The organism is Enterobacter sp. Bisph1 (assembly GCF_000814905.1).
Taxonomy (GTDB): Bacteria; Pseudomonadota; Gammaproteobacteria; order Enterobacterales; family Enterobacteriaceae; genus Kosakonia.
The window spans coordinates 124,425-149,361 of record NZ_JXAG01000031.1; the positions used below are offsets into that span (position 1 = coordinate 124,425).

Here is a 24,937-nt window from a genome sequence, read left to right on the forward strand (position 1 = left end):
GCTTGCGCAACGATTAATGATGAGCCCATTCGATGGTGGTCAGATCCACGCCCTGTTTGAACATTTCCCACAGCGGAGAGAGTTCACGCAGACGGCCGATGGATTTACGTACCAGAGCGATGGTGTAGTCAATTTCTTCTTCGGTGGTAAAACGACCTAAGGAGAAACGGATGGAGCTGTGCGCCAGCTCATCATTCATACCCAGTGCACGCAGCACGTAGGACGGCTCCAGGCTTGCCGAGGTACAGGCAGAACCGGAGGAGACGGCCAGATCTTTAAGCGCCATGATCAGCGACTCGCCTTCAACGTAGTTAAAGCTAACGTTAAGGATGTTTGGCGCGCCGTGTTCAAGATCGCCATTCAGGTAAACTTCTTCGATATCGTTGATGCCATTCCACAGACGGCTACGCAGACCGCGCAGACGTTCCATTTCGCTTGCCATCTCTTCTTTGGCAATGCGGTAGGCTTCACCCATACCAACGATCTGGTGAACAGGCAGCGTACCGGAACGCATGCCGCGCTCGTGACCGCCGCCATGCATCTGCGCTTCGATACGTACGCGCGGTTTACGCTGTACGTAGAGGGCACCAATACCTTTCGGGCCATAAATTTTATGGGCGGAGAAGGACATCAGATCCACTTTCAGCTGGCTCAGATCGATAGGCAGTTTGCCCACGCTCTGGGTAGCATCAACGTGATAGATAATGCCGCGCGCACGGCACATTTCGCCGATGGCCGCGATATCCTGCACCACGCCGATTTCGTTGTTCACGTGCATAATGGAGACGATGATGGTGTCGTCACGCATCGCCGCTTCCAGCTCTTGCAGAGAGATAATACCGTTGCTCTGCGGGGCGAGATAGGTCACTTCAAACCCTTCGCGCTCCAGCTGACGGCAGGTATCGAGCACGGCTTTGTGTTCGGTTTTGCTGGTGATGATGTGCTTGCCTTTTTTCTGATAAAAGTTGGCAGCACCTTTGATCGCCAGGTTATCGGATTCGGTTGCACCGGACGTGAAGACGATTTCGCGCGGATCCGCACCAACCAGTTCAGCAATTTGGTTGCGGGCGATATCTACCGCCTCTTCAGCCTGCCAGCCAAAACGGTGGGAACGGGAAGCCGGGTTACCAAAGGTCCCGTCCAGGGTCAGAAACTGCATCATTTTCTCGGCAACACGCGGATCCACCGGCGTGGTTGCGGAGTAATCGAGATAAATCGGTAATTTCATTGCTCTTTAAACTCCGTACATCGCTCTAATGCAAGGAATCGGGCAACCGGCTGGATGTACGACCGTGTTAACAGAGCACCTGTTGTATGCTCTGGCCCGATTCTGAATACTGTTTTGTTATTATGCGCGCAGCTTTACGTCGATCGCGTCTTGAGCGCGGGTACTGCGATGGGATTCGTTACTGTGCTGACGATCGGACACATCAAGAATTTCCTGGTTGTTCACCAGTTCGCCCAGCGTAATGTTGTTCAAAAAGCCCGTCAGACGGTCGCTCAGATCGCGCCACAGCGCATGGGTCAGGCACTTATCGCCGCCCTGGCAGCCGCTTTTACCCTGACAGCGGGTCGCGTCTACGGATTCGTCAACGGCGCTAATCACTTCGCCAACGGCAATGGTGTTTGCGTCTTTACCCAGCAGGTAACCGCCGCCCGGACCACGCACGCTGGCCACCAGGCCATTTTTACGCAGACGGGAGAAAAGCTGCTCCAGATAAGAGAGGGAGATCCCCTGACGCTCGGAAATATCAGCCAACGGCACCGGGCCCGACTCAGAGTTGAGTGCAACGTCCAGCATTGCGGTCACAGCGTAACGCCCTTTAGATGTCAGTCTCATGTCTTACAAGCCTCAAACTCGCCCCTGCCCGGGGTGTATTATTTATATGTTAATGTTGCATAGCAGACGCAAGTCTGACATTCCCGACTAAATTGGTCAACTATTTAGTTGACTGTTTTAGTCAGGTATTTGTCATTTAATGCTTTCATAGGCTTAGGTCGAAAAAGGGCGTTTTTCCCGCCCTTATCACACTACTGTTTATGCTTCTGTTCAATCGACGCCAGGATACCGCGCAGGATATTAAGCTCCTGGCTTTCCGGGCGTGCGCGGGTAAATAAACGGCGTAGTTTGTTCATCACCTGGCCGGGATGGTTTTCACGGATAAAACCCGTCGCCAGCAAGGTTTGTTCCAGATGACCGTAGAACCGCTCGAGATCGTCCACCAGCGGATACGGCGTCTGTTCAGGTTCAGTCGGCGTGCCGCTCTCCTGGGTTGCCAGCCAGGCCATACGCGCTTCATAGGCAATAACCTGTACCGCCATCGCCAGATTCAGCGAGCTATATTCCGGGTTGGCGGCAATCGCAACGTGGTAATGGCACTTTTGCAGCTCTTCGTTGGTCAGGCCCACACGTTCGCGACCAAATACCAGCGCGACCGGCGCATGTTGCGCTTCGGCAACGCTTTTAATACCGCACTCGCGCGGATCGAGCATTGGCCATGGCAACGTGCGGGAGCGCGCGCTGGTGCCCACCACCAGGCTACAGCCAGCTAAGGCTTCATCCAGCGTATCGACGATATTGGCGCTGCCAATCACATCGCTGGCACCTGCGGCCAAGGCGATCGCCTGCGAATCCGGTTTTACCAACGGATTCACCAGCCAGAGATTGGTCAAGCCCATGGTTTTCATAGCACGGGCAACGGAGCCCATGTTGCCGGTGTGGGAGGTTTCTACCAGTACGATTCGAATATTTTGCAGCATAGATTTTCAACGGCTAAAGAATATTCGCGCATACTATCATAAACCAAAGACAGATTCCGAATTCGCTGCTATGATGTGCGCCGTTTTCCGTTCTTTAACATCCAGTGAGAGAGACCGATGCATCCGATGCTGAACATCGCCGTGCGTGCTGCGCGCAAGGCGGGTAATTTAATTGCCAAAAACTACGAAACGCCTGATAACGTAGAAACCAGCCAGAAAGGCAGCAATGATTTCGTGACCAATGTCGATAAGGCCGCCGAAGCGCTGATTATCGAAACAATCCGCAAATCTTACCCGCAACACACCATCATCACCGAAGAGAGTGGTGAGCTTGAAGGCACAGACCAGGATGTTCAATGGGTTATCGATCCACTGGATGGCACCACCAACTTTATTAAACGCTTGCCGCACTTCGCGGTATCCATCGCCGTACGTATTAAAGGCCGCACCGAAGTCGCTGTGGTTTACGATCCTATGCGTAACGAACTCTTCACCGCGACTCGCGGTCAGGGCGCACAGCTGAACGGCTACCGTCTGCGCGGCGGCACCGCTCGCGACCTGGACGGTACGATTCTGGCGACCGGTTTCCCCTTCAAAGCAAAACAACACGCTGCCACCTATATCAATATCGTCGGTAAACTGTTTAGCGAATGCGCGGACTTCCGCCGTACCGGTTCCGCTGCGCTGGATCTGGCCTACGTTGCCGCTGGCCGCGTAGACGGTTTCTTTGAAATTGGCCTCAAGCCGTGGGATTTTGCCGGCGGTGAGCTGCTGGTACGTGAAGCGGGCGGTCTGGTATGCGATTTCACCGGTGGTCATAACTACATGCTGAGCGGCAATATCGTTGCCGGTAACCCGCGCGTAGTGAAATCAATGCTGGCGAATATGCGTGACGAACTGAGCGACGCGCTGAAACGCTAAGCCTGTGAGTGCCCGGCAGCCATTCGCCGCCGGGTACTGTCAAAAAGGCCGCAGTCCGCCACCCGGCGGTAATGCACTTATCCACATCACCACTGCCGCAGCAATAAGTATCACGCCGCCCGCCAGCGCCAGCGTGGTCCAGCCGACCTGTCGCCACAATACCGGCGCGCGATGCCCGCTTAATTTCACCGCCAGTTGACGAAAACCGTGCACCAGTAACGCCAGCGAACTGATGGTCAGAGATGTGCCTGCCGCCATTACCAGCGCCGACGCCACACCCCATGCAAATACACCGATCACCTTACTGAACAGCAGCACCATAATCGCCCCGGAACAGGGACGCATGCCCATTGATAAGATAATCATCAACCGCGCGCGCCACTCTTCGCCGCTCTGCAGTTGCGCTGGATTGGGCAGATGTTGATGCCCACAACCGCAGCCTTCATGATGCTCGTGCTGCACCGTAAAGGCGCGAAATTTCGGCGCACTCAGCAGGGCGCGAAGCTTTCTTAGCGCTCTGACACACAGCAGCAGCCCAAGCATGCCCACCAGCAGGTAACTGCCCTTTTCCAGCCAGTAACTGCTGAGATGGAGCTGGCGCGCGGGAAGCGCCAATAGCGTTAAGACGACCGTGACCAGCACAATCGCCACTACGCCCTGTAATAAAGAAGAGGCAAGGGTTAAGCCAATGGCCGGTTTCAGTTTTGAAGGATGGGTGGCAAGCCAGGTGGTGATAACCACTTTACCATGACCCGGCCCGAGGGCATGCAGCACGCCATAAACAAAGCTGAACAGCAGCAGCGCACCGCCCGCCTGCTGGGGATTTTCCGCTACCGCCTGCAATAAGCCGCTCATTTGTCTATTCACTTCGCGCTGCCAGATGATGCTTTTGAGCATCACCTGCGGCCAGGCCTGCCACAGCCACAGTGCGGCAATCAGCGCGCAAAGCGCAAACAGCGCCAGCGGCCACCAGGGGATTACGCGTCGTTTTCGCGCGCTCACGCGATGGGTCACGGGCATGTAAGGGTTACCGTTTGCGCAAATTGTTTGCCGAGTTCCCGGTCTTCCTCCGGCGCATCGGCTTTATCCAGCGACTGGGCATAATTCAGCACCTCTTCGCCGGGCTGAGGGGTATGCAGCGCCAGCGTGCAATTTTGTGGCGCGGTGGCAGAAAGCGTCACATCGCTCTCTTTTTCGTAGCTCATGTCGACATAGTAAGTGGGATCGAAAGTGGAAAAGCGATACTGTTGACCCGAAAGCGGCTGCGGCTCGGCGAGGGGTAAAATAAAGGTCAGCACCGCCTGGTGCCCTACCCGCTCCATACCGTACTCGGTGGGGCGATTGAGAAATTTTATCTTCTGCCCGTTATGCCACACTTCGGTAAAGTAGTGCTGCCCCAGTACATTGGCCATCACTTCTGCCGCCAGCTTTTTCCATATTTCATCACCGGGTTTTGCCGCGCCCGCATCATACAGCAGATCCGCTGAAGTAATTTCATCCATCGTCCAGCGCATTTTCAAACCAGTGAAAAAATGGTTGTCGGTTAATACCTGCGTTTTCAAGCGGATAAAACTGTGTGGATGCGCAGCCGCCGTAAACGATAAAAATGCGAGAACGAAACCCGTGGCGCATTGTTTAACTCCTTGCATGAATTCCTCACGTGAAAAATTCTGTGATGTTCTCCGGCAATCCTGACGGAAAGAGTCGCCGCTACACTATCGCTGTGTAAAGCTTTAGCTACGCTTATCAAAACCCCTACTGGATTTTGACAGATGACTATTGTGATGACGCCGCCATCTGTGCTCTCCAGTCCGCAGCGCCGCTGCCAGGTGCTTTTGATGCTCGCCGTGCCGGGGCAACAAGTTACCATGGAACATATCAGCACGATAAATGGAGTGGACGAGGCCCTGGCCCGTCAGGATATCGCAGAAATGGAAAGCGAAATCCAGCGTTACCACCGGCTCTCTATCATCGTGCATCCTAATGGCAGCCTACGGATTGAGGGCGCTTCGCTCGATCAGCGCTTATGCCTGCTCCACTGGCTCAGGCGCGCGCTGCGTCTGTGCCCGCAATTTATCACCCATCATTTTACCCCGACGCTTAAAACCGCCCTTAAACAGCAGGGCATTGCCAGAACGTTATATGATGACACAAATCTGCTGGCATTAATCAACCTCTGCTCACGCCGCCTGCAGCGCGTGTTTGAATGTCGTGACACGCAGTTTCTGCGCCTCTACTTGCAATACTGCTTATTGCAGCATCATCACGGGCCGGCACCAGAATTTACCCCGGTGCAGCAAGCGTGGGCGCAGGTTCATGCCGAGTATCAGGCGGCGCAAGAGATAGTGCGTCACTGGCAACGGCGGGTGGTTAACTCTCCGGCGGAAAACGAACACCTCTTTTTATCGCTGCTGTTTATGCTGGTGCGCACGCCGGATCCGCTACGTGACGAACATCCCCAGGACAGGCGGTTACAGCGGGCTATTAAAAGCATGATTAGCCGCTTTCATCAGTTGGCGGGGCTGCGCTTTAGTGACGAGCATGGCCTGAGTAACCAACTCTATATCCATCTGGCGCAGGCGCTCGATCGCAGCTTGTTCGGTATTGGTATTGATAACAGCCTGCCGGAAGAGATCCATTTGCTTTACCCGCGCTTGATGCGCACCACCCGCGCGGCACTGGAAGAGTTTGAGCAAGAGTACGCGCTGCGCTTTAGTGATGAAGAAGCAGGCCTGGTAGCGGTGATTTTTGGCGCGTGGCTAATGCAGGAGTGCGATCTGCAAGAAAAGCAGGTGGTTCTCATCACCGGGGAAGACAGCGCGCGCGAGCAGCAGATCGAACAGCAGCTGCGCGAATTAACGCTGCTGCCCCTGAGTATTAAATATCTGCCGCTGGCGGAATTTCGCGATGCAGGCGCGCCAAAAGATGTGACATTAATTATTACCCCCTACACCACGCCGCTGCCGCTGTTCTCACCGCCGTTGATTCACACCGACGGGCCGTTGAGCGGGCAGCAGCAGCAACATATCCGCGATATGCTCGAAGGTTAACCGGCCTGCGCCGCCACTTTCGGGCGCAGGAACATCGCCGGAATAGCCAGCACCGCCATCACGAAAAACAGCCCCTGGTGCAGATGTTCAAACAGGAAGCCTGCGATCATGGTCATTAATGCAATACTTCCTCCCATCGCTACTGCCGAGTAGACCGCCTGCAGGCGGATCACTTCGCTGCCCTGACGCGCCGAGATATAGCGCATCGCGGCGAGATGGCACACGGTGAAGGTGCCGCAGTGCAGGATCTGCGCGACAATCAACCACGGAAGTTCGGTGGTCCAGCCCATCAGGCTCCAGCGTATCAGCCCGGAGACGGCAGAGAGCAACAGCAAATCGCGCGCGCTAAAGCGACGAAACAGCCGGTGACTTAAAGCAAAAATCACCACTTCCGCGACCACGCCCAACGACCATAAATACCCGACGGTAGACGCAGAATAGCCCGCCGACTGCCAGTAAATGGCGCTGAAACCGTAATAGGCCGCATGCGCCCCCTGCAGCAGCGACACGCAGGCCAGAAAACGCCAGTTCTGCACCACTAACAAACGCCATGCCTGCCAGCCTGCGCCGTCCTGGTGGCGGTTTTCGCCCTGCGGCAAGATTGCAGGGCGCAGCAGCATCCCCAGCAGCATCGATGCCGTCCCCAACGTCAGCAGCAGCAGAATGGCGTGATAATCAAACAGACTTACCAGCTTACCGGTGAGCGCCGAGCCAATTACAAAGGCAATAGAACCCCACAGCCGCACGCGGCCATAATCCATCGGAAACTGTTTTTGCCAGGTGCCCGCCAGCGCATCCGTCAGCGGCACCAGCGGCGAGAAAAAGAGGTTAAAACCGATAATTATTGCCGCCAGCCACGCCACATGGGTTCCGGCATAAAAAGCCAGCGCGAAGATGAGCGTCAATAGCGCCAGAATGCGCAGGGCGGAGATCAAACGGGAAGGATCGCTGACGCGCGGGGCAATAAGCAGGCTACCAAGAAAACGGGCAATAAGGCCTGCGCCAAGCAGCATGCCGATGATTTCCGGCGTAAGCCCAACGCCTTTGAGCCAGACGCTCCAGAAAGGTAAGAAGATTCCGTAGCTAAAAAAGTAGGTGAAATAAGCGAGCGCCAGCCAGCGCGTGGACTGCAAGACCATGATTTCCTCCTGAATGGAGGCGATAGTCTGGCGATAAATAGCGGAGCTGGCAAGAAACAATCTGGTAACAAGCATCAACTAACAAATGCCTGTAAACGCCGCTGACTAACGAATATAAGAGTCCAGCACGCTCAGGACCACATCCAGATCCTCTTCCCGTTTTATTTCGTCATTCTCATGCACGATATGGTCGGTCAAATGGCCTTTGATCACCTCACGCATCAAACCATTTACCGCCCCGCGGATGGCGGCTATTTGCTGCAAAACCTGGGCGCATTCATGAGGTTCATCGAGCATTTTTTTTAACGCGCCAACCTGCCCCTCTATTTTGCTCGCCCGCGCTTTAAGCTTTTTCTTGTCCCGGATGGTGTGCGACATACAGACCTCAATCGACAGTGCGTAAACGGCGTAAGCATACCATGCATCAACCTGAGCGCGTTTATTTCTACTGGGGGGTAGTATTTTTTACTGGGGGGGAGTAGATTCTCGCGCACAATTATTAACAGAGAATTATTCTCATGCATGACTTCACCACGCTGTTTCAGCAAGGGAACGCCTGGTTTTTTATTCCGAGCGCCATCCTGCTCGGCGCGCTGCACGGCCTCGAACCGGGGCACTCCAAAACCATGATGGCGGCGTTTATCATTGCCATTAAAGGTACGGTTAAACAGGCCGTTATGCTCGGGCTTGCCGCCACGCTGTCCCATACGCTGGTGGTGTGGATGATTGCCCTCGGTGGGATGTACCTCAGCCAAAAATTCACCGCCCAGGCCGTTGAACCCTGGCTGCAAATGGTATCAGCAGCGATCATCTTTGCGACGGCGATATGGATGTTTTTGCGTACCTGGCAAGGCGAACGCGGCTGGCTGGCGGGGCATCATCATGCCGATCGTGGGCATACGCATTCCGCTCCCCGTTTGGTGCTTCAACCAGCGCAACCGGCCAGAATGAGCGCCCAGCCAACAATTCTCTCCCTGCGAAAAGTGACGCCACAAGAGGAGTATCAGGATGCCCATGAGCGGGCGCACGCGCGGGATATTGAGCGACGCTTTACCGGGGGAGAGGTGACTAACGCGCAGATCCTGCTGTTTGGCTTGACCGGCGGCCTGATCCCCTGCCCGGCAGCGATTACTATTTTGCTGATCTGTATCCAGCTTAAAGCCATTACCTTAGGCGCTACGCTGGTGGTGAGTTTTAGTGTTGGTCTGGCGCTGACTCTCGTCGCGGTCGGGGTTGGCGCAGCTATCAGCGTACAGCAAGCGGCAAAGCGCTGGTCAGGTTTTAACCGGCTGGCACGTAAAGCGCCCTACTTTTCCAGCGCGCTGATTGCGCTGGTCGGCGTCTATATGGCGATTCACGGCTACCACGGGCTGCAATAGGATGTAAAACAGCCCGCATTAAAAAATGCGGGCTGTTTTGAGAGAGGATTAACTTACGCGTAAACCGGGAAGCGGGCGCAGATATCCAGCACTTTCTGTTTGGTGCGCTCAATAACGGCTTCGTCATTGATGCTATCCAGCACGTCACACATCCAGCCAGCCAGCTCTTTCACTTCCGCTTCTTTAAAACCACGGCGCGTAACGGCCGGGCTGCCGATACGGATACCAGAGGTGACAAACGGGCTTTTCGGATCGTTCGGCACGCTGTTTTTGTTAACGGTGATGTTAGCGCGGCCCAGTGCGGCGTCAGCTTCTTTACCGGTGAGGTTTTTATCCACCAGATCCAGCAGGAACAGGTGGTTGTCCGTGCCGCCGGAAACCACTTTGTAACCGCGGTTCAGGAACACTTCTACCATCGCTTTGGCGTTTTTCGCTACCTGCTGCTGGTAGGTTTTAAACTCAGGCTCCATCGCTTCTTTCAGCGCAACCGCTTTACCGGCGATCACGTGCATCAGCGGGCCGCCCTGGCCGCCAGGGAAGACGGCGGAGTTGAATTTTTTGTACAGCTCTTCGCTGCCGCCTTTCGCCAGAATCAAACCACCGCGCGGGCCTGCCAGGGTTTTATGCGTCGTTGTAGTCACTACGTGGGCATGGGGAACCGGGTTCGGATAGACGCCAGCGGCGACCAGACCGGCAACGTGCGCCATATCAACAAATAGATACGCACCGATGCTGTCGGCGATTTCGCGCATTTTCGCCCAGTCAACCACGCCGGAATAGGCGGAGAAGCCGCCGATAATCATTTTCGGTTTATGTTTCTGCGCCTGCTCATTCAGATCGTTGTAATCGATATGGCCGGTCTCATCGATGCCGTAAGGTACGATGTTGTACAGCTTGCCGGAGAAGTTCACCGGAGAACCGTGCGTCAGGTGGCCGCCGTGGGCCAGGTTCATGCCGAGCACGGTATCGCCCGGCTGCAGCAAAGAGGTGTATACCGCGAAGTTAGCCTGAGAACCGGAGTGCGGCTGCACGTTGGCGTAATCGGCGCCAAACAGCTCTTTCGCGCGGTCAAGCGCCAGTTGCTCAACGATATCGACATACTCGCAACCGCCGTAGTAGCGTTTGCCCGGGTAGCCTTCGGCGTATTTGTTGGTCAGCTGAGAACCCTGCGCCTGCATTACACGCGGGCTGGTGTAGTTTTCGGAGGCGATCAGTTCAATGTGTTCTTCCTGACGTACTTTTTCCTGCTCCATAGCCTGCCACAGTTCGGCATCATAATCGGCAATGTTCATTTCACGCTTTAACATCCGCATCTCCTGACTCAGCTAACAAAACGACTCTTAACGAGGGCCCAATGTGGGGAACGGCTCACAGTATAACTGATTAATAACCTGATAACAGGTCTTGACAAAGGTTTTTACGCAAACGATTGGCTTCAAGCCAGGTAAGGGTTTCAGCGATGATGCCGTGAACGGTGAAAGCGGATTTCTTTTCAGGTTTGTGATGCAACTTATTCATGATATGAATCCCTTTACATTGTACGCTCTTTACAACCCCGCTTATTGCGCTATAAGATGCATTTAAAATACAACTTTAAATGTTCTGAAAAAAAGGAAGCTCTATGCTCGACGCTCAAACCATCGCTACGGTCAAGTCCACTCTCCCTTTATTAGCGGCGACCGGCCCTAAACTCACCGCACATTTTTATGACCGGATGTTTAGTCATAACCCGGAATTAAAAGAGATCTTCAATATGAGCAACCAGCGCAACGGCGATCAGCGTGAAGCGCTGTTTAACGCCATTGCCGCCTACGCCAGTAATATCGATAACCTGGCCGCGCTGCTGCCAGCAGTGGAGAAGATCGCGCAGAAGCACACCAGCTTCCAGATCCAGCCGGAGCAGTACAACATTGTCGGCGCGCACCTGCTGGCGACGCTGGATGAGATGTTCAGCCCGGGCCAGGAGGTACTCGATGCCTGGGGCAAAGCTTACGGCGTGCTGGCGGGGGTATTTATCAATCGTGAAGCACAAATTTATAGCGAACATGCCGAAAAAACCGGCGGCTGGCAAGGTACTCGCCCCTTCCGCCTGGTAGCGAAAACGCCGCAGAGCGCGTTGATTACCAGTTTTGAATTCGAACCCGTCGACGGCCAACCTGTCGCTGACTACCGACCAGGACAGTATCTTGGTATCTGGTTGAAACCGGACGATTTCGCCAATCAGGAGATCCGCCAATATTCGCTGACCCGTCAGCCTAACGGCAAAAGCTACCGCATTGCCGTGAAACGCGAAGCGGGCGGCCAGGTTTCAAACTGGCTGCATAATAGCGCGCAGCCAGGCGACATTGTGCATCTGGCCGTTCCCGCCGGGGATTTCTTTATGGATGTGGCAAGCGACACGCCGATCACCCTGATTTCCGCCGGTGTCGGCCAAACGCCGATGCTGGCAATGCTCGATAGCCTGGCAGCAGCGCAGCATGCCGCGCAGGTCAATTGGTTCCATGCCGCGATGAATGGCGAAGTGCACGCGTTTGTCGATGAAGTCAGCAAACTGGGTGCCTCCCTGAGCCATTTTAACCAGCATGTCTGGTATCAACAGCCGTTAGCAACGGACATCAATTCTGGCCGCTATCAGAGCGAAGGGTTGATGGATTTAAAAGCGCTGGAGGGGTCATTCAGCGACCCGGCGATGCAGTTTTATCTCTGCGGCCCGGTCGGTTTTATGCAGTTTGCCGCACAACAGCTGGTGGAGCTTGGCGTCAATAAAGAGCAGATTCACTACGAATGCTTTGGCCCGCATAAGGTGCTGTAAAGGCGTTTCCCTCACCCTGCGGGGTGAGGGAGAAAAATCAGATTGCGGCGTCGTCTTCTTCGCCGGTACGAATACGCACCACGCGCGCGACGTCAAAGACGAAAATCTTGCCGTCGCCGATTTTACCGGTCTGGGCGGTGCGAATAATGGTGTCCACGCAGGTATCCACGATGTCGTCGGTGACGACGATTTCAATCTTCACCTTCGGCAGAAAATCCACCATATACTCAGCGCCACGGTACAGTTCCGTGTGGCCTTTCTGACGACCAAAACCTTTGACTTCTGTTACCGTCATCCCGGTGATGCCGACTTCAGCCAGTGCTTCACGTACGTCATCCAGTTTGAAAGGTTTAATAATCGCATCAATCTTTTTCATCGTCGTTCCTTACACACTTTTGCCAGTCGGCTGCATCGTAATCGGTTGCTCACAGTACCATAATCATTTTGCCATTACTCTTTAAAGTCGTTGGCGTCCAGTTCATGGCGGGAGAGCAATTTATAAAATTCGGTGCGGTTGCGTCCGGCCATCCGCGCGGCATGCGTGACATTGCCTTTAGTGATTTGCAATAGCTTACGCAGGTAGTTCAGTTCGAACTGGTTGCGCGCCTCGACAAAGGTCGGCAGCGCCGTATTCTCCCCTTCCAGCGCCTGGTCAACCAGCGCATCGCTGATCACCGGCGACGAGGTTAGCGCCACGCACTGCTCAATAACGTTCACCAACTGGCGCACATTGCCGGGCCAGCTGGCGGTCATCAACCGTTTCATCGCATCGGTAGAGAAGGCGCGGACAAAAGGTTTATGCCTTTCCGCCGACTGGCGCAGCAGATGCGTTGCCAGCAGGGGAATATCTTCTGCCCGTTCCGCCAGCGCCGGGATCTTCAGGCTCACCACGTTTAAGCGGTAGTAGAGATCTTCACGAAACTCCCCGCGCGCCATCGCTTTTGGCAGATCGCGATGGGTGGCCGAGATAATGCGCACATCAATGTCGATATCGCGGTTACTGCCCAGCGGGCGAACTTTGCGCTCCTGCAGCACGCGCAGCAGTTTAACCTGCAACGGGATCGGCATATCGCCAATCTCATCCAGGAACAGCGTACCGCCTTCCGCCGCCTGAAACAGCCCTTCGCGGCTGCTGACCGCGCCGGTAAAGGCACCGCGCGCATGGCCGAACAATTCGGATTCGAGCAACTGCTCCGGTAAAGCGCCGCAGTTGATGGCGATAAAGGCGTTTTTACTGCGCGGGCTGGCGTTATGAATCGCCTGGGCGAGCACTTCTTTCCCGGTGCCGCTTTGGCCATTGATCAGCACGCTGACGTCCGATTGCGCCACCATTCGCGCCTGCTCCAGTAAACGCAGCATGATTGGGCTGCGGGTAACGATAGTTTCGCGCCAACCATCGTCCACGCCAGATCCGCTGTGCTCCAGCGCTTCGTCAATCGCTTTGTACAGCGCCTCTTTCTCCACCGGTTTGGTCAGAAAGCTGAATACGCCCTGCTGGGTAGCCGCTACCGCGTCGGGAATGGAGCCGTGCGCCGTCAGAATAATTACCGGCATGCCCGGCTGTACCCGCTGGATCTCGGCGAACAGCTGCATGCCGTCCATCTCATCCATCCGCAGATCGCTTATCACCAGATCGACCTTTTCCCGCCCGAGAATACGCAACCCTTCCTGGCCGCTTTCAGCAGTCACGATGCTATAACCTTCGCTGGTCAGGCGCAGCCCCAGCAGTTTCAGCAGACCCGGATCGTCATCCACCAGCAACAGATGGGCAGGTTTACGACTGATCATGGTTTCACATCCTCCTGAGTCCCGTCGCTTTTCGCCGGGTGGGCGCTGTCCGGCAGATCGGTGGCGGCAGGTTTATTGCGTGTTGAAAGACGGCGCTCGATATCGGTGAGGTTTTCCAGCTTACGCGTGGTGGTTTCCAGCTGTTCGCGCAGGAACTGTTTCTGCTGGCGCAGGTTGTCCAGCTCGCTGTCGGAGGATTGCTGCAACTTCGCGTAGCGTGAACGCTCTTCCGCCAGCTGCAGTTGCGCTTTCTCGCCATCGCGCCACAGTTGAAACAATGGACGAACCTGCGGCGAAATAGCCGGGCTTAACACGTCCAGCCGCTCGATGTAATCACGGCGCTCAAGGGGCGAAATTTTCGCATTCGACAGCAAAATCCCGCGGCGGAAAGTTGCCTGCCAGCTTTCGTCAGACCATGAACGCGCTTCGGCGCGCGCCACAGCGGGCGATAAGCGCTGAGCGCAATCCATACCGCGCAGCCAGTAAAGCGGGTTATTGTCGACGTTGTGCCCGGACAGCGACCAGATATCATCGCAATCTGTGGAGAGGAAATCAGCCAGTTGATGTACAGGAAGTTGTTCTTCCCGTGCGTCGTGAATCTCGCTGGTCGGCTTTTGCGCTGCGCACGCTGCCAGCAGCAGGCAGGGAAGCACGCGAAGCCAGGCGCGTTGCTGTGTAACCGCGTTAATCACGCGAGAAGAAACATGCGACATACTTATCAGATTTAGATTCATTAAATGGATTTTTCCGGCGCATTAAGGGGTAACTCAATACGGAAACAGACATCGGCTTTGCTGCTTGCCACCAGATGAAGCTCGCCCTGCATACGGCGAATGCAGTCTCTGGCAATGCTCAGCCCTAACCCGCTACCTTTTACCGCCCCTTTCCGCTGATGGCTGCCCTGAAAAAATGGCTCAAAGATCATTTCACGCTCCGGTTCAGGTATTGGCGTACCGGTATTTGCCACTTCAATACAGAGTCGTGCGTCGGCAATAAAGCTGTGCAGCGAAATGTTACCGGATTCAGCGCCATAGTGCACCGCGTTGGAGTAAAGATTATCCAACACGCTCATCAGTAACAGGGGTTCGGCCTGGCAGGTCGCCACATCAAGGGCGACATCGGTATGCATCATTTTAGCTCGTGCAGGCAAACTGTGGGCTGAGATCACCATTTCGACCAGCGGCGCGAGTTCCACGGTTTCCAGCTTCACCGCGCTCTCGGCAAGCTTGCGGTTGTAATCGAGCAGCTGTTCAATCAATTTTTGCAGATTGCGGCTGCTGTCATCGAGGATCTCCACCACCTCTTTTTGTTCCGGCGTCAGCGGCCCGACAACCTGATCGGCTAACAGCTCCGTCCCCTCGCGCATACTGGCAAGGGGAGTTTTAAGTTCGTGGGAAAGATGACGCAGGAACTGATGGCGCTGGGATTCGAGCCACGCCAGCCTTTCGCTCAGCCAGATGATCCGCTCGCCGACGTAACGCAATTCGCGCGGTCCTTTAAACACCACGCTACGGCCCAGGGTGCGCCCTTCGCCTAAGCGGTTAATCATCCGTTCAATACTCTTCACCGGACCGATGATCATGCGGGTAAACAGCAGTACCAGCGCCAGGCTTAGCAGGAACAGCACCAGCGCCTGCCAGCCGAAGAACTGGCCGCGTTCGGCAATCTCCAGCTGTAGCTGCTGCCCGCGGGAAAAGACCACCGCGCGCGTTGACTGCACCATGTCGGTATTGGCTGCGGCAAAAGCTTCCAGCTGCGCGGAAGCCTCAGCGGAGGGCCCGCTATTTTTACACTGTAACTGGGCAAGGGCGTTTAAATGCTGGCGCAGGGACTGGTAGAGTTTCTCATCGGGAAGGACGCCCGCATGGGCATCCAGCATTTCGCTATAGCGCTTGCGCTGGTTTTGGTAAACGCGCGCAAGGGTAGCGTCATCCAGAACACAGTATTGCCGGTAGCTGCGCTCCATTTCCAGCGCGGCGTTGGTCATGGCTTCACTGCGACGCGCATCAACCAGCGTGGTTCGGTTAGTCTGCAACGCCTGCGCGCTCAGTGCGTTCAGGCTTTGCCATGCCTGCCAGGCGAGCACCAGCAACGGCAGCAGAATTAATAAAAACGCCATCATAACCAGTTGGCGAAGCGAGCGGGGGAAAACTGACCAGCGTTTCAATACAGTACTCTCGCAAGTGTCGATTCAGAGATGCTAACTGATTTGCTAAAAGCCAGAAACAACAAAGCCGGGTATTAACCCGGCTTTGTGATGAAATTAGGCGGTGCCTTACTCGACGTTGCGCCCGGACCTGATAAAGCAGAGCAATAATCAGTAGTTGGACGGCAGGCACCTTTATGTGCGTCATTCGAAGTTTATGTAGCGCGTCCCGAAGGGGCTGACATAAGAGGGTGAATGAGCCACTGGGCAGTATTATGCAGGGTTTGTGCCAACATTTCACTTATAATTTAAATTATTGATTTTTAATAATTTTAAATATAAAAAATAAAAGTGTGATGTGCTTATCATTTCGCCAGACTGTCGCTGTTTAGCAACACAGTCGCGCCATAAAAAATAAATACATTATATTCAATAGGTTAAATGTCTCCATTTGGAGACGCCTGATAACCGCGATTGTCGTGAAATGAATACACTTTTATACGGGCAAAAAAAACCCTCTTGCGAAGAAGAGGGCTTATGCTGAGCGCGACTATTAGCCCAGTTGCTTACGGGCGTTGCGGAAGATGCGCATCCACGGGCCATCCTCGCCCCAGTTTTCCGGGTGCCAGGAGTTCGAGACGGTGCGGAATACGCGTTCCGGGTGCGGCATCATGATAGTCACGCGGCCGCTTTCGCTGGTTACGGCGGTAATACCATTCGGTGAGCCGTTCGGGTTTGCCGGGTAGGTTTGCGTCACCGCGCCGGTGTTATCAACGTAGCGCAGCGCCACCAGCCCTTTACTCTCCAGCTGCGCCAGATGCGCGCCATCGCGCACTTCCACGCGGCCTTCACCGTGAGAAACGGCAATCGGCATCCGTGAACCGACCATTCCGCTCAGCAGCAGCGATGGGCTTTGCGTCACTTCCACCAGGCTGAAGCGTGCTTCGAAGCGATCGGAATGGTTACGCACAAAGCGCGGCCACAGCTCGCTTCCGGGGATCAGTTCGCGCAGGTTCGACATCATCTGGCAACCGTTGCACACCCCTAAAGCCAGCGTTTGCGGGCGATGGAAGAAGGTTTCGAACTCATCACGAACGCGGTCGTTGAAGAGAATCGATTTCGCCCATCCCTCACCAGCGCCCAGCACATCGCCGTAGGAGAAGCCGCCGCATGCAACCAGCGCATTGAAGTGCTCAAGCCCGGTACGGCCTGCCAGCAGATCGCTCATATGCACATCAATGGCATCAAAACCGGCACGGTGAAATGCCGCAGCCATTTCAACATGTGAGTTAACGCCCTGTTCGCGCAGTACCGCCACTTTCGGGCGTGCGCCGCGGGCAATGTACGGCGCGGCGATATCTTCGTTAATATCAAACGAGAGTTTCACATTGAGGCCCGGATCGTTGTCATTGGCTTTCGCCTGATGTTCTTGATCCGCGCACTCCGGGTTATCGCGCAGGCGCTGCATCTGCCAGGTCGTTTCCGCCCACCACATGCGCAGCTGGGTACGGCTTTCGCTAAACACGGCCTGGCCTGCGGCCTCAATCACAAAGCGATCGCCGGCAACGGCGCGCCCCAGATAATGGACGCACTCTTTCAGACCATAGGCCGCCAGCACGCTCTCAACCGCTTCACGGTCGGCGGCACGTACCTGAATTACCGCGCCCAGCTCTTCATTAAATAGCGCCGCCAGACAATCCTCTCCCAGCGATGCGATATCGACATTGATACCGCAATGGCCGGTGAAGGCCATTTCTGCCAGCGTCACCAGCAGGCCGCCATCGGAACGATCGTGATAGGCCAGCAGTTTACGTTCCGCTACCAGCGCCTGCATGGCGTCAAAGAAGCCTTTCAGTTGCTCAACGTTACGCACATCCGCCGGTTTATCCCCCAACTGGCGGTAAACCTGCGCCAGCGCAGTCGCGCCCAGTGCGTTGTTACCGTTACCCAGGTCAATCAGTAACAGGGCATTCTCTTCCGTGGAGAGCTGCGGGGTAACCGTGCGGCGCACATCTTCGACGCGGGCAAAGGCGGTGATCACCAGCGACAGCGGCGAGGTCATCTCACGCTGCTCGCTGCCTTCCTGCCAGCGGGTTTTCATCGACATCGAGTCTTTACCCACCGGGATGGTTAACCCCAGCGCCGGGCAAAGCTCTTCGCCTACCGCTTTCACCGCCGCGTACAGGCCGGCGTCTTCGCCAGGGTGCCCGGCCGCCGCCATCCAGTTCGCCGAAAGCTTGATACGTTTGATATCGCCAATCTGCGTCGCCGCAATGTTAGTGAGCGCTTCCCCCACCGCCAGACGGGCCGAGGCGGCAAAGTCCAGCAGCGCCACCGGCGCGCGTTCGCCAAGGGCCATCGCTTCACCGTAGTAGCTATCGAGGCTGGCGGTGGTCACCGCGCAGTTTGCTACCGGTATCTGCCACGGACCGACCATCTGATCGCGAGCGACCATACCGGTTACCGTACGGTCACCAATGGTGACGAGGAAGGTTTTTTCCGCCACCGTCGGCAGGTGCAGAACGCGACTGACCGCATCGGCAATGGTGATTCCCTGCAGATTCAGCGCGTCGCCCGTCGCCTGACGAGACTCAACATCGCGGGTCATCTTCGGCGTTTTGCCCAGCAGCACATCCAGCGGCATATCAATCGGCTGATCGTTAAAGTGCCGGTCGTTTAGCGTCAGGTGCTGTGCCTCGGTGGCTTCACCTATCACCGCGTACGGCGCACGCTCGCGGCGGCACATTTCGTCGAACAGCGCCAGCCTGTCGGCCTCTACTGCCAGCACATAACGCTCCTGGGATTCGTTACACCAGATCTCCAGCGGGCTCATGCCTGGCTCATCGCTGAGGATATCGCGCAGCTCAAAACGGCCGCCGCGACCCCCGTCGCTGACCAGTTCCGGCATGGCATTCGACAGACCGCCCGCACCGACATCATGAATAAAGAGGATTGGGTTGGCATCGCCAAGCTGCCAGCAGCGGTCGATAACTTCCTGGCAACGGCGCTCCATTTCCGGGTTGTCGCGCTGTACAGAGGCGAAATCAAGATCCGCATCGGACTGGCCCGAAGCCATTGACGAGGCCGCGCCGCCGCCGAGACCGATATTCATTGCCGGACCGCCGAGCACGATCAGTTTCGCGCCCACGGTAATTTCGCCTTTCTGCACGTGATCGGCGCGAATATTGCCGATGCCGCCCGCCAGCATGATTGGTTTGTGATAGCCGCGCAGCTCTTCGCCGTTGTGGCTGTTCACTTTCTCTTCATAGGTGCGGAAATACCCATTCAGCGCCGGTCGACCAAATTCGTTATTAAACGCCGCGCCGCCCAGCGGGCCGTCGGTCATAATATCCAGCGCCGTAACAATGCGATCCGGTTTGCCAAAATCCTCTTCCCACGGCTGTTCAAAGCCTGGAATACGCAGGTTAGAGACCGAGAAGCCGACCAGTCCCGCTTTTGGCTTCGCCCCACGTCCGGTCGCCCCTTCGTCACGAATTTCGCCGCCGGAGCCTGTCGCCGCTCCCGGCCACGGAGAGATCGCCGTCGGGTGGTTATGGGTTTCCACCTTCATCAGAATATGCGTCGCTTCCTGATGGTAGTCGTAACGCCCTTCGCCACGGTCGGCGAAGAAGCGGCCTACTTCCGAGCCTTCCATCACCGCAGCGTTATCTTTATAAGCTGACAGCACGAAATCCGGGGTTTGCTCGAAGGTGTTTTTGATCATTTTGAACAGCGACTTCGGCTGTTGCTCACCGTCAATCACCCAGTCGGCATTGAAAATTTTATGCCGGCAGTGTTCAGAGTTCGCCTGCGCGAACATATAGAGTTCGATGTCATTCGGGTTGCGCCCAAGACGGGTAAACGCCTGCTGCAGATAGTCGATTTCATCATCCGCCAGCGCCAGACCAAGCCGCAGGTTGGCGTCAATCAGCGCCTGACGGCCTTTACCGAGCAGATCAACGCTCTGCACCGGCGCAGGCTGATGATGTTCAAACAGGCGCTCCGCGTCGCTTTGCGCGGTAAAGACGCTCTCCATCATGCGGTCATGCAGTTCGGCCGCAACGTCCTGCCACTGCGCACCGGTCAGCCCGGTCGCGTCGATGTAATACGCGACGCCGCGTTCAAGACGGTTAATCTTATTGAGGCCGCAGTTGTGGGCGATATCGGTAGCTTTAGAAGACCAGGGAGAGATGGTGCCGGGACGTGGCGTGACGAGCAGTAATTTTCCGCTCGGCGTATGGCTGCTAAGGCTTGGGCCATATTCCAGCAGGCGCTGGAGCCGTGCATACTCCTCTTCCGTCAGCCCGTCATTCAGGTCGGCAAAGTGGGCGTATTCGGCGTAAATGTTGCTTACCGGGAGGTTGGCGGCCTGAAAGCGTGCCAGCAGTTTGTTGATACGGAAAGCGGACAATGCAGGCGAACCACGCAGAATTTCCATCATAAGTCTCTCGTCTTCGATTACGAAGCGTCGGGGACGCTCAAAGTGTGCAGGGGAAAACGGGCGCCATTATAGAGAATCCTGCGCGGCGACGAAACCGTTTGCGTCGAAATAAAATCACGGTAAATTTTTCCTAATCGCTGTCGCCGAATACTGTAATTAGTTGCCAACTGGCGTTTTGTTACGCAGAATGCCGCTCATTCACCGATATATATTACCGTTATCAGCACGAAAACCTTCCGAGGCAAAGCACGGCGCAGAGAATTAACTCCTTGAAAAGATTTAAGATTAATTATCTGCTCATCGGCATTGTTACCCTGCTGCTGGCAGCGGCGCTGTGGCCTTCTGTGCCATGGGGTGGCATAGCTGACAACCGTATCGCGGCGATCAAAGCCCGCGGAGAATTGCGCGTCAGTACTATTGCCACGCCCCTCACCTATTCCACTATTGATGGCAAAACCACCGGCCTGGATTACGAGCTCGCCAAACAATTTGCCGATTATCTCGGCGTGAAATTAAAAGTGACGGTGCGGCAGAATATTAGCCAACTGTTTGACGATCTGGACAATGACGACGCCGATATGCTCGCCGCCGGACTGGTCTATAACAGCGAGCGCGTCAAAACCTACCAAACCGGCCCGGTTTACTACTCCGTATCCCAGCAGCTCGTTTATCGCGTGGGCAGCTACCGACCGCGCACGCTGGAATCCGTCAATGCCAGTCAATTGACCATTGCGCCTGGCCATGTCGCACTGGACGATCTGCGGGTGATTAAAGAGACTAAGTATCCGCAACTCAGCTGGACGGTTGAAGAGAAACTCGGTACCAACGCCCTGCTGCAGCAGGTGGTCGAAGGCAAGCTGAGTTACACCATTGCCGATTCTGTAGCGATCAGTCTTTTTCAACGCGTACATCCTGAACTGGCGGTGGCGCTGGATATTACCGATGAGCAGCCGGTGACCTGGTTTAGTAAACGCGATGACGATAATACCCTGTCGGCGGCGATGCTCGATTTTTTCAACAATATTAATGAGGACGGCACGCTCGCCAGACTTGAGGAAAAATATCTCGGTCACGGCGACGATTTTGATTATGTCGACACGCGTGCCTTTTTACGCGCTATCGATAGCGTGCTGCCGGATCTGCAACCGCTGTTTGAAAAATACGCCCAGCAGATCGACTGGCGGTTACTGGCGGCTATCTCTTATCAGGAGTCGCACTGGGATGCGCAGGCAACCTCACCCACCGGCGTTCGCGGGCTGATGATGCTCACCCGCAATACGGCGCAAAGCTTAGGTTTAAACGATCGCACCGATGCAGAGCAGAGTATCAGCGGCGGCGCGCGCTACCTGGTCGATATGATGAGCAAGGTGCCGGACAGCGTACCGCAGGATGAAAAAATCTGGTTCGCACTGGCGGCTTACAATATGGGTTATGCCCATATGCTCGATGCCCGCGCGCTGACGGCAAAGACCAAAGGCAACCCGGACAGCTGGGCGGACGTCAAACAGCGCCTGCCGCTGCTCAGCCAGAAGCCCTATTACAGTAAGCTAACTTACGGTTATGCCCGCGGCCATGAGGCCTATGCCTATGTGGAAAATATCCGTAAGTATGAAATCAGTCTGGTGGGCTATTTGCTGGAAAAAGAGAAGAATGCTGCCAGAACACTGAAGATGGCACAAAACTATCCGGCGGTGTCGACCGAGGAGCTTAATCGCCCGAACTATGGCGTGCTGCCCTTTAGCGCCTTAACTGCTAATGACGCTTTCCCGCGTAATCCTTTACTGCAACCGGACACGCTGGTTCAACAGCCGGTAAAGGTTAAACATTAATGCCAGAATTTTACTGCGTCGGTGATGTGCCAGCGTTTTTTTTCAGCGCTTTTTTCTCCAGCCGACGGTGGCGGAAAAAGTCACTGAGCATGGCGGCGCACTCATCGCGTAATACCCCTTCGATTATCTCTACCCGGTGATTCATTCCCGGATGGTGCAACACATCAATCAGGGATCCCGCCGCGCCGGTTTTTGCATCCCGCGCGCCAAACACCAGTTGGCCGATTCGGCTGTGCACCATTGCGCCTGCGCACATCACGCAGGGCTCCAGCGTGACATAGAGAACCGTATCAATCAGACGGTAGTTTTGCAGCACCAGCCCGCCCTGACGCAGCGCCATAATCTCCGCATGGGCGGTGGGATCGTGGCGACCAATCGGCCGGTTCCAGCCCTCGCCTATGACCTGGCCGTTATGCACCAGCACCGCGCCAACGGGCACTTCCCCCTCGTTCCAGGCGCGCTGAGCTAGCGTCAGCGCATGGCGCATCCAGTGATCATGGGTCAGTTCAGGATTGGACACAGGGTGTTACTCCATTGATTCAGGCGGGGCGCATTATACACAGCCGTCATCGGTTCGACACTACTCCAGTTGCTGCAGGTCGCCACGCGGCGTGACGCGCCAGCGATGCTGGCAAAAATAGAGCAGCGGGTTGTCCTGTTTGCTGTCGCTGTAACCGCTGTAAAGGCGCAGCGGAGTGCCGATTTTGCGCTCAAGCTGGGCCACTTTTTCATGCCCGAGGCAGCGCATGGTGAGCACCCAGCCGCCGTAACGGCGGCTGATTTGGCTGGCAATCAAGTTGACGCGCGGCAGCCATGGGGTATCAAAATAGACCTGCTCCACCAGCGGCTGCGGCGAACCGGTAATCAGCCAGATATCGGCGTCGGACGCCGCAAGGTAGTTGGTGAGCCGCGTTTGCACCACCGGAAAGGCGGTGACGTGGCTGCGAAACCAGCTGACGAATTTTTCCTGCAAGGCATACAGATGGCGTTCGCTATGACCGAAGGTGCAGCCCCACAGCAGCAAACTCATCGGCCAGCGCGCGGCGCGGCCTTTGATTAATAACCCGCCGCCAATTACCGGCAGCAAAGGCAGCACCAGCAATGCGTTTAATGGCTGATGACGCAGAACAAAGCGTAGAAACGTGCCAAACATATCCTGCTGATGCAGGGTTCCATCAAGGTCAAAAAAAACGACGCGGCGCTCGCTGTTAGCCAAATGGTAATCCTCCGTTGGTTAACCTTCGACCGCCGACTCTCTCCTTCTGGCGATCCCTCATTTAATAGCCTAACAGATAGAACCTCACTTTTCCGGTAACAATCAGACATCGATACCTGCAATAATAAGCGCCTGGGTTAACCAGACAAATATCCTCGACTTCGGCCTGAACCTTTATTAATTGCGATCCTAATGACATCACACACCACGCGCGCCTTTCATTTTGCCCCCTTTCGCCGACTCTTTTTTGCCCGCCTGCTAACGGTGTTGGGCAACGGCATTGCGCCTATTGCACTGGCGTTTGCCGTGCTGGATATAGGCGGATCCGCCGCCGAACTGGGGATCGTGGTGGCCGCACGTTCGCTGTTTAACGTGGCGTTTTTGCTGCTGGGCGGCGTGCTGGCCGATCGCTATTCGCGCAGCCGGGTGCTGGTTGTTTCCTCGCTGGTGGCCGCCTGTTCGCAAGGGATGGTTGCCTGGCTGGTGCTGGACGGGTCGGCAACGGTGATGCTTCTGGCGTTACTCGGCACGATTAACGGCGCGGCGGCGGGCATCGCGCTACCGGCCTCCTCCGCGTTGGTGCCGCAAACGGTACCGGCCCATAACCTGCGCGAAGCCAATGCGTTTATTCAGCTCGGTATTTATAGCGGAACGGTGATTGGCGCATCCCTTGGCGGCATCCTCACCAGCGCCGTCGGTCCTGGTTGGGGGCTGACGATTGACGCACTCGGATTTGCCGCCTCGGCACCGCTCTATCTGCTGATTCGCAGTGGTGCCATTCAGGCAACGGCTGCGCAAACCCATATCCTCCACGATCTGCGCGACGGCTGGAAAGAGTTTATCAGCCGCGCCTGGGTGTGGGTGATTGTGGTGCAGTTCACCATTATTAATGCCGCCTTTAGCGGCGTGGTGATGGTGCTGGGACCGGTGATTGCCGATGCCTCCTTTGGCCGTGCCAGTTGGGGGATCATCGTCGCCGCGCAGAGCGTTGGCCTGATTGTCGGCTCGTTCCTTGCGCTGCGCTGGCGTCCGCGGCGGGATTTATTTATCGGTGTGATATTAGTGGGCATCTGCGCCCTTCCGACCGGGCTGCTTAGCCAGAGCGTGCCAGCCCCATGGTTGATGGGCGTTTTTTTCCTCGCGGGCGTCAGCTTTGGTCTGTTTGGCGTAGCGTGGGCGCAATCACTGCAAACCCATATTCCCCCCGAGAAGCTGGCGCGCGTTTATGCCTATGATGCGATGGGGTCATTTATCGCTATTCCGGTCGGTGAGCTGGCGGCCGGGCCGCTGGCAATGCACTATGGCACCAGCAAGGTTTTGATCGCCTCGGCGACGGCGGTGGTGATCGCCTCCCTTGTTGCCAGCCTGACCCCGGCTATTCGTCGGCTCGATAATTCTGTGCAGCTCAAACAGCATGATTTGCGTGACGCCTCATAAAAGCCATTAACCTTTGCTG

At 55.8% G+C, this 24,937-nt stretch carries 22 protein-coding genes; 6 read left to right on the top strand and 16 right to left on the bottom strand.

From position 1 onward, the window contains the following. Positions 1-13: 13 nt before the first annotated feature. The 3 genes from iscS to trmJ all read right to left on the bottom strand — a co-directional run bounded on the left by iscS (position 14) and on the right by trmJ (position 2,760). Positions 14-1,228 carry a cysteine desulfurase gene (gene iscS, locus RW65_RS06575; RefSeq protein WP_039055899.1) on the bottom strand — a complete coding sequence of 405 codons (1,215 nt, stop codon included), beginning with the start codon at positions 1,226-1,228 and terminating at the stop codon, positions 14-16. A gap of 120 nt (positions 1,229-1,348) precedes the next feature. Continuing rightward, positions 1,349-1,840: a Fe-S cluster assembly transcriptional regulator IscR gene (gene iscR, locus RW65_RS06580; RefSeq protein ID WP_039055900.1), complete on the bottom strand. Its 492-nt coding sequence runs from the start codon at positions 1,838-1,840 to the stop codon at positions 1,349-1,351. Between the two features lie 191 nt (positions 1,841-2,031). Then, complete coding sequence (trmJ, locus tag RW65_RS06585; RefSeq protein ID WP_039055901.1) at positions 2,032-2,760, bottom strand: tRNA (cytosine(32)/uridine(32)-2'-O)-methyltransferase TrmJ; 729 nt, start codon at positions 2,758-2,760, stop codon at positions 2,032-2,034. A gap of 117 nt (positions 2,761-2,877) precedes the next feature. Between trmJ and suhB the strand changes: the two genes are divergently transcribed. Further along, positions 2,878-3,681, top strand: a complete 804-nt coding sequence (gene suhB, locus RW65_RS06590) for an inositol-1-monophosphatase (protein ID WP_039055902.1) — start codon at positions 2,878-2,880, stop codon at positions 3,679-3,681. A 39-nt stretch (positions 3,682-3,720) separates the two neighbouring features. On the opposite strand, the gene RW65_RS06595 is transcribed toward suhB, so the two are convergent. Together RW65_RS06595 and RW65_RS06600 are read right to left on the bottom strand one after the other, a co-directional pair. Next, complete coding sequence (locus RW65_RS06595; RefSeq protein WP_039055903.1) at positions 3,721-4,701, bottom strand: nickel/cobalt transporter; 981 nt, start codon at positions 4,699-4,701, stop codon at positions 3,721-3,723. Further along, entirely contained in the window at positions 4,692-5,330 is a 639-nt protein-coding gene (locus tag RW65_RS06600; protein ID WP_039055904.1) for a DUF1007 family protein, read from the bottom strand. The genes RW65_RS06595 and RW65_RS06600 overlap by 10 nt, the downstream gene beginning before the upstream one ends. Positions 5,331-5,453: 123 nt before the next feature. Here RW65_RS06600 and csiE point away from each other — a divergent pair, with 123 nt between their 5' ends. Continuing rightward, on the top strand, positions 5,454-6,731 hold the full coding sequence (csiE, locus tag RW65_RS06605; protein WP_039055905.1) for a stationary phase inducible protein CsiE: 1,278 nt from the start codon (positions 5,454-5,456) through the stop codon (positions 6,729-6,731). Here the strand turns inward: csiE and RW65_RS06610 are convergent. Next, complete coding sequence (locus tag RW65_RS06610) at positions 6,728-7,870, bottom strand: 3-phenylpropionate MFS transporter (RefSeq protein WP_039055906.1); 1,143 nt, start codon at positions 7,868-7,870, stop codon at positions 6,728-6,730. The two genes, csiE and RW65_RS06610, sit on opposite strands and share 4 nt — an antisense overlap. A 105-nt stretch (positions 7,871-7,975) precedes the next feature. After that, entirely contained in the window at positions 7,976-8,248 is a 273-nt protein-coding gene (gene rcnR, locus RW65_RS06615) for a Ni(II)/Co(II)-binding transcriptional repressor RcnR (protein ID WP_039055907.1), read from the bottom strand. A gap of 140 nt (positions 8,249-8,388) precedes the next feature. Between rcnR and RW65_RS06620 the strand changes: the two genes are divergently transcribed. Beyond that, on the top strand, positions 8,389-9,249 hold the full coding sequence (locus RW65_RS06620) for a nickel/cobalt efflux protein RcnA (RefSeq protein WP_039055908.1): 861 nt from the start codon (positions 8,389-8,391) through the stop codon (positions 9,247-9,249). Positions 9,250-9,302: 53 nt separating this feature from the next. On the opposite strand, the gene glyA is transcribed toward RW65_RS06620, so the two are convergent. Both glyA and RW65_RS23145 read right to left on the bottom strand, forming a co-directional pair. Continuing rightward, a complete protein-coding gene (gene glyA / locus RW65_RS06625; protein WP_039055909.1) occupies positions 9,303-10,556 on the bottom strand; it encodes a serine hydroxymethyltransferase in 1,254 nt (417 codons plus the stop codon). Positions 10,557-10,632: 76 nt separating this feature from the next. Beyond that, the gene (locus RW65_RS23145) at positions 10,633-10,767 is read right to left on the bottom strand and encodes a hypothetical protein (protein WP_286133775.1); all 135 of its coding nucleotides are present in this window, start codon (positions 10,765-10,767) and stop codon (positions 10,633-10,635) included. Positions 10,768-10,870: 103 nt separating this feature from the next. Between RW65_RS23145 and hmpA the strand changes: the two genes are divergently transcribed. Further along, entirely contained in the window at positions 10,871-12,061 is a 1,191-nt protein-coding gene (gene hmpA / locus RW65_RS06635; RefSeq protein ID WP_039055910.1) for an NO-inducible flavohemoprotein, read from the top strand. A gap of 37 nt (positions 12,062-12,098) precedes the next feature. Here hmpA and glnB read toward each other — a convergent pair whose 3' ends face one another. From glnB to purL, 5 genes are all read right to left on the bottom strand, one after another. Continuing rightward, positions 12,099-12,437, bottom strand: coding sequence for a nitrogen regulatory protein P-II (gene glnB / locus RW65_RS06640; protein WP_002438074.1), 339 nt, complete (start codon positions 12,435-12,437; stop codon positions 12,099-12,101). Positions 12,438-12,511: 74 nt separating this feature from the next. Then, positions 12,512-13,849: a two-component system response regulator GlrR gene (gene glrR / locus RW65_RS06645; protein WP_039055911.1), complete on the bottom strand. Its 1,338-nt coding sequence runs from the start codon at positions 13,847-13,849 to the stop codon at positions 12,512-12,514. Beyond that, a complete protein-coding gene (gene qseG / locus RW65_RS06650; protein WP_039055912.1) occupies positions 13,846-14,583 on the bottom strand; it encodes a two-component system QseEF-associated lipoprotein QseG in 738 nt (245 codons plus the stop codon). The genes glrR and qseG overlap by 4 nt, the downstream gene beginning before the upstream one ends. Then, on the bottom strand, positions 14,583-16,016 hold the full coding sequence (qseE, locus tag RW65_RS06655; protein WP_197058870.1) for a two component system sensor histidine kinase QseE/GlrK: 1,434 nt from the start codon (positions 16,014-16,016) through the stop codon (positions 14,583-14,585). Before qseE ends, qseG begins: the two co-directional genes overlap by 1 nt. Before the next feature lie 532 nt (positions 16,017-16,548). Further along, on the bottom strand, positions 16,549-20,436 hold the full coding sequence (gene purL / locus RW65_RS06660; RefSeq protein ID WP_039055914.1) for a phosphoribosylformylglycinamidine synthase: 3,888 nt from the start codon (positions 20,434-20,436) through the stop codon (positions 16,549-16,551). Between the two features lie 269 nt (positions 20,437-20,705). Between purL and mltF the strand changes: the two genes are divergently transcribed. Then, on the top strand, positions 20,706-22,265 hold the full coding sequence (mltF, locus tag RW65_RS06665) for a membrane-bound lytic murein transglycosylase MltF (RefSeq protein WP_039055915.1): 1,560 nt from the start codon (positions 20,706-20,708) through the stop codon (positions 22,263-22,265). A 10-nt stretch (positions 22,266-22,275) separates the two neighbouring features. Here mltF and tadA read toward each other — a convergent pair whose 3' ends face one another. After that, a complete protein-coding gene (gene tadA, locus RW65_RS06670; protein ID WP_039055916.1) occupies positions 22,276-22,785 on the bottom strand; it encodes a tRNA adenosine(34) deaminase TadA in 510 nt (169 codons plus the stop codon). Positions 22,786-22,845: 60 nt separating this feature from the next. After that, positions 22,846-23,481: a phosphatidylglycerophosphatase C gene (gene yfhb, locus RW65_RS06675; RefSeq protein WP_039055917.1), complete on the bottom strand. Its 636-nt coding sequence runs from the start codon at positions 23,479-23,481 to the stop codon at positions 22,846-22,848. Positions 23,482-23,673: 192 nt separating this feature from the next. Between yfhb and RW65_RS06680 the strand changes: the two genes are divergently transcribed. Next, entirely contained in the window at positions 23,674-24,918 is a 1,245-nt protein-coding gene (locus tag RW65_RS06680; RefSeq protein WP_039055918.1) for an MFS transporter, read from the top strand. Positions 24,919-24,937: the final 19 nt, after the last annotated feature.

What these genes read in the sequence shown, in the direction of transcription:
- RW65_RS06620 (WP_039055908.1), top strand. Translation starts at nt 8,389, where the DNA reads ATGCATGACTTCACCACGCTGTTTCAGCAAGGGAACGCCTGGTTTTTT.
- qseG (WP_039055912.1), bottom strand. Translation starts at nt 14,583, where the DNA reads ATGAATCTAAATCTGATAAGTATGTCGCATGTTTCTTCTCGCGTGATT.
- RW65_RS06680 (WP_039055918.1), top strand. Translation starts at nt 23,674, where the DNA reads ATGACATCACACACCACGCGCGCCTTTCATTTTGCCCCCTTTCGCCGA.
- RW65_RS23145 (WP_286133775.1), bottom strand. Translation starts at nt 10,767, where the DNA reads ATGAATAAGTTGCATCACAAACCTGAAAAGAAATCCGCTTTCACCGTT.
- RW65_RS06600 (WP_039055904.1), bottom strand. Translation starts at nt 5,330, where the DNA reads ATGCAAGGAGTTAAACAATGCGCCACGGGTTTCGTTCTCGCATTTTTA.
- RW65_RS06610 (WP_039055906.1), bottom strand. Translation starts at nt 7,870, where the DNA reads ATGGTCTTGCAGTCCACGCGCTGGCTGGCGCTCGCTTATTTCACCTAC.
- trmJ (WP_039055901.1), bottom strand. Translation starts at nt 2,760, where the DNA reads ATGCTGCAAAATATTCGAATCGTACTGGTAGAAACCTCCCACACCGGC.
- glnB (WP_002438074.1), bottom strand. Translation starts at nt 12,437, where the DNA reads ATGAAAAAGATTGATGCGATTATTAAACCTTTCAAACTGGATGACGTA.
- suhB (WP_039055902.1), top strand. Translation starts at nt 2,878, where the DNA reads ATGCATCCGATGCTGAACATCGCCGTGCGTGCTGCGCGCAAGGCGGGT.
- csiE (WP_039055905.1), top strand. Translation starts at nt 5,454, where the DNA reads ATGACTATTGTGATGACGCCGCCATCTGTGCTCTCCAGTCCGCAGCGC.
- iscS (WP_039055899.1), bottom strand. Translation starts at nt 1,228, where the DNA reads ATGAAATTACCGATTTATCTCGATTACTCCGCAACCACGCCGGTGGAT.
- hmpA (WP_039055910.1), top strand. Translation starts at nt 10,871, where the DNA reads ATGCTCGACGCTCAAACCATCGCTACGGTCAAGTCCACTCTCCCTTTA.
- iscR (WP_039055900.1), bottom strand. Translation starts at nt 1,840, where the DNA reads ATGAGACTGACATCTAAAGGGCGTTACGCTGTGACCGCAATGCTGGAC.
- glyA (WP_039055909.1), bottom strand. Translation starts at nt 10,556, where the DNA reads ATGTTAAAGCGTGAAATGAACATTGCCGATTATGATGCCGAACTGTGG.
- purL (WP_039055914.1), bottom strand. Translation starts at nt 20,436, where the DNA reads ATGATGGAAATTCTGCGTGGTTCGCCTGCATTGTCCGCTTTCCGTATC.
- RW65_RS06595 (WP_039055903.1), bottom strand. Translation starts at nt 4,701, where the DNA reads ATGCCCGTGACCCATCGCGTGAGCGCGCGAAAACGACGCGTAATCCCC.
- rcnR (WP_039055907.1), bottom strand. Translation starts at nt 8,248, where the DNA reads ATGTCGCACACCATCCGGGACAAGAAAAAGCTTAAAGCGCGGGCGAGC.
- glrR (WP_039055911.1), bottom strand. Translation starts at nt 13,849, where the DNA reads ATGATCAGTCGTAAACCTGCCCATCTGTTGCTGGTGGATGACGATCCG.